This is a genomic window from Algoriphagus marincola DSM 16067 (assembly GCF_000429405.1).
GTDB classification, from domain to species: domain Bacteria; phylum Bacteroidota; class Bacteroidia; order Cytophagales; family Cyclobacteriaceae; genus Algoriphagus; species Algoriphagus marincola.
Map to the genome: position 1 here is coordinate 187,694 of NZ_AUBU01000001.1, position 7,617 is coordinate 195,310.

Genomic DNA, 7,617 nt, shown 5'->3' on the forward strand with positions numbered 1-7,617 from the left:
AATTCCTCATTCAACATTCTTTCACTTCCCTCAATCAGGAATAGCCATATTTCTTTATTTTTGATCTTCCCATGGCAAATCAAGATTCCGGTAATTTTCCAGTTAATATTTCGGTGGTGGTCCCAGTATATAAAGGAGGGAATACCTTGGAAGAATTGATTCAAAGAATTTTGATGGCTTTAAATACCGAAAATCTTAAATCAGAAATCATTCTTGTGGACGATGGCTGCCCTGAGGGATCTTGGGAATTGATCGAGAGGCTTTCGGAAAAGAATACGGAAGTTTTTGGGATAAAGCTTTCTCGTAATTTTGGTCAGCACTATGCCATCACAGCAGGCTTGGACCATGCGAAAGGCGAGTGGGTGGTAGTGATGGACTGTGATCTGCAAGATAGGCCTGAGGACATTCCTATGCTTTATCAAGAGGCACAAAAGGGATACGAAGTGGTCTTGGCAAGAAGGATGAATCGGAAAGACGAGGCCTTCAATGTTTGGACCTCCAGAATATTTTTCTATTTCTTATCCTATCTTTCTGGCAAAACATTTGATCCAGCCATTGGCAATTTCGGAATCTACCATTTCAAAGTAGCAGAATCTTTTCGCAGAATGCGAGAGCCTGTACGGGTATTCTCTGTCATGATAAGCTGGATGGGCTTCAAGTCATCTACCATTGAAGTGGAGCATCAGCATAGGCTTGTAGGCAAAAGCAATTACTCTTTCCGAAAAAGAGCAAACCTAGCTTTAGATATCATTTTAGCCTATTCTGATAAACCTATTCGATTGATGGTTAAAGTAGGCCTATTGGTATCTATACTAAGCTTTCTTTTTTCCTGTATAACATTGATTCGGTATTTCATGGGATCGATTACAGTCTCAGGATATACCAGTTTAATCCTATCTATTTCATTTTTTTCTGGGATTTTAATGATGATGATAGGTGTCGTAGGATTGTACATTGGGAAGATCTTTGAAGGTGTAAAAGGAAGGCCCCTGTATTTAATTGACCGAATGACTCATGGAGAATATACAGGCGAATCAAATTGAATTAGGGCAGGGAGTTTTTATTCATCCTACCGCAATTATTAGAGGTATAGATGGTCCTGCTGATCGTATTCGAATAGGGGATCAGGTTTATATTGGGGCTGGAGTTCAAATTATTTGCAATGATTTTCAAATTGGTGATTATGGCAAAATCCATCATCAGGTGACTATTCATGGATATCAATCCTGCTCAATCGGTCACAATGCCTGGATAGGTCAGTTTGCCATTATTGACTGCATAGGTGGAGCGACCATCGGCGATAATTGTGGTATTGGGGCTCATTCTCAATTATGGTCTCATATCAAGTTTGGTGACACGCTTGAAGGTTGCCGGTTCAATTCCCAAAAACCCTTGAAAATTGGGAAGGATGTATGGTTTGTCGGGCATTGCATTGTAGGGCCTATTGAAGCTGCCGATAAGTCAATGGCCTTAGCCGGTTCAGTCATTACCCATGATATGGCGTATAATCAAATCTATGCCGGTAGCCCTGCCAAATCAATTTCTTCCAAACTCGGAAATCAATTTTTAGAAGTAAGTACAAAAGAGAAAATGAAAAAAATGAGGCAGTACTTATCCGAATCAGGAGTTAACCAAGAAAAGATTATTTTGGTGGCGCATGAGAATGAAATTAGTTGGGAGAATTCGGATAAAACTTACTTTGCGGTTTCACCAAGAAAATATACCAAAAGACTAAGCAGCGATGAGGTAAAATTCATGAAGTACCTGCTTCCAGAAAAAGCAAAATTCACCCCTTTTTAAGGCTGTAATAAATACATTAAAATTAAACCGGGAACGAATGATCCCTTTCAATAAACCTTACTTGACCGGTGCTGAGCATGATTACTTTTCAAAGGCAGCAGCCTTGGGTAAACTCTCTGGGAACGGCCATTTCACGCAGCTTTGTCAGTCTTTTTTTGAAGATCAGTACGGTTTTGGGAAATGCTTTCTCACGACTTCCTGTACAGATGCTTTGGAGATGGCTGCTTTACTTCTTGATATTCAGCCCGGTGATGAAGTGATAGTACCGGCTTTCACCTTTGTTTCTTCTGCCAATGCCTTTGCACTTCGGGGGGCAAAAATCCGTTTTGTGGATAGCAAAGCCGATTTTCCTGGGCTGGATGAAGCTAAAGTAGAAGAGCTGATCAGTGAAAAGACAAAAGCAATAGTAGCCGTACATTATGCAGGAGTTCCATGCGATATGGATGTCTTGCAGCAATTGGCCGACAAATACAATATTATATTAATTGAAGATGGTGCGCATGCAGTGGACTCATTTTATAAAGGAAAAGCTTTGGGAAGCTTTGGTAAATTGGCAGCCTTTAGCTTTCATGAAACCAAAAATGTCCATTGTGGGGAAGGAGGGATGCTTGTGGTCAATGATCCTCAATTCGTAAAGTGCGCGGAAGTGATTTGGGAGAAGGGTACAGACCGAGCAGCTTTATTTCGCGGTGAAATTGATAAATACGGTTGGAAGGATTTGGGCAGTAGTTTCTTGCTTTCGGAATTGCAGGCTGCATTTCTTTTTGCCCAATTAGAAAACTTGGCTGGGATTCAATCCAGACGAAAAGCCATTTGGGAGGACTATTCAGCTTGGTTTTCCGGGAAAAAGGATCAAATACAAGTCTTGCCTTTATCTTTTTTGCAGCTCTTGGAAGAATGCATGAAAGGTTTGGGAGAGGTGGGTTTTCAAACTCAACCTGGTAACTATCATCTATTTTATATGCTTTTTGAGTATGCCGATCTACGACAAGAGTATATTCAAAGGCTGAAGGAGAAAGGAGTGTTGGCGGTATTTCATTATCAAAGCTTACACAAAAGCGAGTTTATCCAAAATTATCAACCGGAAGAGTTTATCCGACATCTTCCCAATTCCGATCGCTTCAGTGACTGCCTTCTGCGACTTCCACTCTTTTATCAATTACCAAATTTATTGGTGGAGAGTTAGAAATGTTGAATTAAGAATTTTGAATTAAGTATGAGGAATGTTGGAGTAAAGGGTTGAATATTTCGGATTCAAATTTTACAACTTTAAATGCTTTAATTTTCAATATAATTATCCGCTTTTTTGCCGGATTGGAAAAAACTCAGAATGAAATAGGCTTTGATGTTTAGAATCCGAATACTTCGCCTGCCAGCCGTGGCTGGATCTTCATTCTTCCTGCTTCCAACAAGATTAGCAAATAAAATCACGGTAATGGTAAAATTTCAGGTGTTCATAATTTCCAATTTTCCAATCTTCCAATCTTCCAATCATTCCTAAATGCCCAAATTTCTGGTCAAAGCTACAATTATATGTATCGCCATGGTTATCCTGGGGATTAATCGCGGATTTGATGTCTCAGATGAGGGCTTGTATGTTTTGCTAGCCCATCCTCTTCAGGAAAATCAAGGAGGAATTTTTAATTACGATCTGTTTTTTAAGCTTTTCCACCAAATCACCGGGATTCACTTTGGAATAGTTGGTTTGAGGATTCTCCGACTTTTCTTTTATTGCTTAGGAGCATTGGGCTTGGCTGTTTTTTACAGAAACCTGAAGTTTGAAAAGCAGCTATCTTTTGAAGTTTATCTTATTTCTCTTTTAGGATTAATGGCCGGATATGGCTTCCTTCCTGCTAGCTTATCCTACAATCATCTTTCTGTTGGACTAGCTGCCGGTTGTTTAGCATTGCTTTCGACTAGATCATCAAAATTGACTCAAAACTTAAGCTTGGGTCTCCTTCTTGGGATTTTGGTCTATGTAAAAGTGACAACAGCATTACTTTTGGGAATATTGACGATTGGCTTAATGCTTTATGAAAAAAGGCTCAATTGGAAGGTGCTATTTGCTTTGCTCATTCCCTTTATTCTTTTGGAGGGGATATTTTATTTCACTCTTAGCGAAAATGCCATTATTCGACTAAGCGCTGGATTATCCATACAAACCGGACGGGAAGATTACCATTGGTGGACCTTAGTCAAGCATACTGGCGTGGGAGCTTTTTGGTCTTTACTGCTCTTTCTGATTTCATTTTTATCCTTTCGCTTGATCAAAAAGAAATTTTTTCAAGCCTTACTTATTATCCCAGCATTTTACCTGACTTTTTTCATCACGCATATAACTGATGAATGGAACCACTTTTTCCTGCTCTTTGGAGTAGTAATCTGGGCTTGGTTTTTTGCAAAATCCGATTTTTCCCGATTTCCGGCGAAGGAAAAAGTCTGGATATTTCTTCTTTTGGTTTTGCCTTTTGTGCTTCATTTTGGAAGTAATGTCTATTGGCTGAGATTAGGGATTCATTACTTGGTTTTTTGGATCATGGCGTGGTTGATTCTTGCAGGCAAATCGCGATTGAAATCACTCCAATGGGTAAATATTGGCATCTCTTTTTCAGCCTTGCTTTTGGTATTCAATGGACTTTGGTGGCATCCATTTGAGCAAAAACCACTTTGGAAGAATACAGAAAAATGGGAATATCTTCCGGGTAAATCTATATTGCTTAGTCCCAAGCAGGTCAATGGTTTGGAAAAATTGGTTTCTTTATTTCCTGAGCAAGAAGAAATTCTGGCGGTCTATAGGATTTCAGGGGTGCCTTATTTACTTGGAAAAGTTCTCCCAAATAGTCCAGGGTATTGGGACAGAGAGCAATTGAAAGGTTTTTTTCCTAACGGCTATTCCAAAGATGTCTTATTTTACCAAGTGGATTCTTTGCCAGAAGGATTTACGGAACCTCCCATTTTAGTCACGGAATACCTATGAGTTTATCTCAAGCAGTTGATAAATCTTTTCTTTTTTGGGCAATAGGCTTTTTTCTTGGCTTGGCGATGATCTGGTTTCTGCCTTGGCGATTTCAGACCAATGACGATGTGATGATGATGTGGCTGGTTTCTGGAGCCTACACGGGCGAACCCGAACCTTATGCAGTATTTATTCATCCCTGGCTAAGCTGGCTTTTTTCTACGATTTACAGCTTTTTTCCAGAGATTAACTGGTATGGTTTGACTTGGTTTGCAGTCAACTTCCTTTCCGCTTTTCTACTTCTAAAGAAAGTTTGGATATCAACTTTTCCAAAGATCCAGAAGCATTTTTGGAGTCTGTTTATAGGACTGATTTCTTTTCATTTCGCCTTCTTCCCTCAGTTCACGCTGATCGCTGGTTTTGCCGCGTTGGCAGGCTTGATGGTCATATGGGATTCCTCACTTCCAAGATTTCGCCTTTGGGCATTTTTGGCTTTATTCATGGGCTTATCCATTCGATGGGAATCCGTTGCCTTGATCAGTTTGGGATGGGGCTGGGCTGCTTTGGTTTTCCTTCAGGTCAAAGATGGGTTTTCCATTTCCAGAGGTCTTTTGCTTATTAGTTTCGCAGTTTTCCTTGCTATAGGCAAGTTGGCATATGAAGAATCCTTTGTTTCTCCTGATTACTTGGATTTCAACCAGGCAAGGTCAAAAGTCTTAGACCACCCGGTATTTGTGCAGCAATCTCAGGAAGGTGCGATCCCGGATTCATCCGATTGGTTTTTGGTGAGCAGGTGGATGTTTGAGGAACTTCCCCTCAACTCACAGGATTTCATGAACAAAAAACAGGAATTGGATCTTCAATTTTGGACATGGGAAGCAGTGAAAGATGGATTGATTCGCATTCAGCGGGTACAGTTGACCGAACTTTTCAAATCCATGCTCATCCTGATTTTATTGGGTTCTTTTCTGGTGTCTCAAATATCTTGGAGGAGAAAAATCATTTTTTTGGGAGGCTGGCTCGCCTTTTACCTCCTTTTCAATCATTTCAACTTGCTCTTGGGCCGAGTCAATCTACTTTTCTTTCTGGTCCTTCTATTTCCGTTTTTTTACTCCTCATTGGTAAAAAGGTCTTCCCGATGGATTTATGCCTTAATCACTTTGCTATGCCTTTTTCTTGGAATTCACTTCTTCAACTTTTGGAAGGAAGCTAAAGGTAGGCAACAAGTGGACCAGGAGTTTTTCTCTCTTTTGGAGGAAAGGAAATCGGATGCTCCGGTTTTTCTGGAAGGAATCATGGAATATCTTTTTCTAGAAGAATTCAGTCAATCTCAGCCCATTCCCTTCCTCAGTTACGGTTGGATTTCCAGAAGTCCTATGCAGGAAAAAGCTTATGAATTGCGAAGTTTTGCGGGACAAAGTGAACTGAAAGAATTTTATCTCTTGGCTTTTCAGTCTCCCGAACCCCTGGTATTTCCTGATTACATGAACCGAATTTCTCCTGGCTTTACCCTTCAATCTGAGCTGAAAAGCGAAAGTTTGGTTTTGCTTCATTTTATAAAATCTAAGTCTTATTCTTCTGGTCCATGAAGATGATTCCCCGTTTACCGGCTTTTTGGATAGCTGCCCTTTTAGTCACCCTAGGGTATTTCTGGATTACCTATGAGATGCTGGCTGGAAATATATTTTCAGATTTTCTGGCCCATCTGGATATTTGGAATTTTTATCACGAACGTGGGAAAATCCCCTTTCCACCGCTCTACTACCTTACTTTTTTTGGGATCAGCACTGTGATTCCAGGTTCCAAAAGCCTTAAAATCGCCCTTCTACTCATGATGGGAATCAGTTGGTTGGCAAAATACCTCCTGACTTATCACTTTCTTAAAAATGAAATCCGAGAGAATCCATGGCTTGCTTGGATTCCCTTTGGCTTGCTGTTGATGTTTCCGCTAGTTCTTTTGAATTGGGAAGGAGAATATTGGCTTTTGGGAAAAATGACCCCCAATCTCTGGCATAATGGTAGCACTATTTTCGTCTTCCCTTTTTGTATGCTCTTGTTTTGGGAGGTAAGGAAATGGTGCATTGGCAGCCAACCCAATTTTATTCCATTGATCAGCTGGACGCTTCTGGTTTTATTGATAAAGCCAAGCTATCTGTTTGGATTAATTCCCGGGCTGATGGTCATGGCCATTTTTTCAAATACGTCCAGAAAATCAGTCTTTGCTACTGGGATTTACTCGGTTTTGGTCATGTCATTTTTATTGGGAAGCAAGTGGCTGATTTTTTCAGAAACGGCTGAAGACAGTCTGTTTTACAATTTCAATGCCCGTGGAGATGTAATGATTGATCCCTTTGGAGTTTGGCTAAAACTCTCCGAAAGCCCGCTTTGGGACCTTTTTGGCAGTTTCCCGCTCTTGATAGCTTCTTTGATTTTCTTTGGAAAGACACTTTGGGCAAATCCTGAATTCCGCTTGGCTTTCCTGACTTTCTCCTTTGGTATCTTAGTTTTTTTCCTTTTCGCAGAAAGCGGTCCAGGCTACCTGGACGGTAATTTTTACTGGCAAATCCCCATTTCTTTTTTTTTGCTCTATCTGATGATTGCCAAAGTTCTACTTTCTAGTTTTTTCCAAATGCAGCAACTAAACACAAGTAGCTTTCAAAAAATAGGGATACTGCTTGCTTTTTTCTTGCTGCATGTGCTATCTGGCTTAGCTTACTTGATCCGAATATCCGAATCAGGAATACCTCTTTAAGTATGGTATTCTTAATGTTAAAAGTTAAACCCAAACCCCAAAACCTTCCCCCAACTCCTCATTCCACATTCCCAATTCCTCATTCAACATTCCCAACTCCGGGAACCCC

Annotated in this window: 6 protein-coding genes; all 6 read left to right on the forward strand. The window is 40.3% G+C overall.

Annotation, left to right across the window (positions count from 1 at the left end):
• Positions 1 to 71: 71 nt before the first annotated feature.
• The 6 genes from G457_RS0100830 (at position 72) to G457_RS0100860 (ending at position 7,508) form a co-directional block, all read left to right on the forward strand.
• Positions 72 to 1,043 carry a glycosyltransferase family 2 protein gene (locus tag G457_RS0100830; RefSeq protein ID WP_026944784.1) on the forward strand — a complete coding sequence of 324 codons (972 nt, stop codon included), beginning with the start codon at positions 72 to 74 and terminating at the stop codon, positions 1,041 to 1,043.
• A complete protein-coding gene (locus G457_RS0100835) occupies positions 1,015 to 1,800 on the forward strand; it encodes an acyltransferase (RefSeq protein WP_026944785.1) in 786 nt (261 codons plus the stop codon). The genes G457_RS0100830 and G457_RS0100835 overlap by 29 nt, the downstream gene beginning before the upstream one ends.
• A gap of 37 nt (positions 1,801 to 1,837) precedes the next feature.
• Entirely contained in the window at positions 1,838 to 2,986 is a 1,149-nt protein-coding gene (gene rffA, locus G457_RS0100840) for a dTDP-4-amino-4,6-dideoxygalactose transaminase (RefSeq protein WP_026944786.1), read from the forward strand.
• Between the two features lie 315 nt (positions 2,987 to 3,301).
• Positions 3,302 to 4,777 carry a hypothetical protein gene (locus G457_RS0100850; protein ID WP_026944787.1) on the forward strand — a complete coding sequence of 492 codons (1,476 nt, stop codon included), beginning with the start codon at positions 3,302 to 3,304 and terminating at the stop codon, positions 4,775 to 4,777.
• Positions 4,774 to 6,345, forward strand: a complete 1,572-nt coding sequence (locus tag G457_RS0100855) for a hypothetical protein (RefSeq protein ID WP_026944788.1) — start codon at positions 4,774 to 4,776, stop codon at positions 6,343 to 6,345. Before G457_RS0100850 ends, G457_RS0100855 begins: the two co-directional genes overlap by 4 nt.
• Entirely contained in the window at positions 6,342 to 7,508 is a 1,167-nt protein-coding gene (locus tag G457_RS0100860) for a hypothetical protein (RefSeq protein ID WP_026944789.1), read from the forward strand. Before G457_RS0100855 ends, G457_RS0100860 begins: the two co-directional genes overlap by 4 nt.
• Positions 7,509 to 7,617 lie beyond the last annotated feature (109 nt).

What these genes read in the sequence shown, in the direction of transcription:
- G457_RS0100850 (WP_026944787.1), top strand. Translation starts at nt 3,302, where the DNA reads ATGCCCAAATTTCTGGTCAAAGCTACAATTATATGTATCGCCATGGTT.
- G457_RS0100830 (WP_026944784.1), top strand. Translation starts at nt 72, where the DNA reads ATGGCAAATCAAGATTCCGGTAATTTTCCAGTTAATATTTCGGTGGTG.
- G457_RS0100855 (WP_026944788.1), top strand. Translation starts at nt 4,774, where the DNA reads ATGAGTTTATCTCAAGCAGTTGATAAATCTTTTCTTTTTTGGGCAATA.
- G457_RS0100835 (WP_026944785.1), top strand. Translation starts at nt 1,015, where the DNA reads ATGGAGAATATACAGGCGAATCAAATTGAATTAGGGCAGGGAGTTTTT.
- G457_RS0100860 (WP_026944789.1), top strand. Translation starts at nt 6,342, where the DNA reads ATGAAGATGATTCCCCGTTTACCGGCTTTTTGGATAGCTGCCCTTTTA.
- rffA (WP_026944786.1), top strand. Translation starts at nt 1,838, where the DNA reads ATGATCCCTTTCAATAAACCTTACTTGACCGGTGCTGAGCATGATTAC.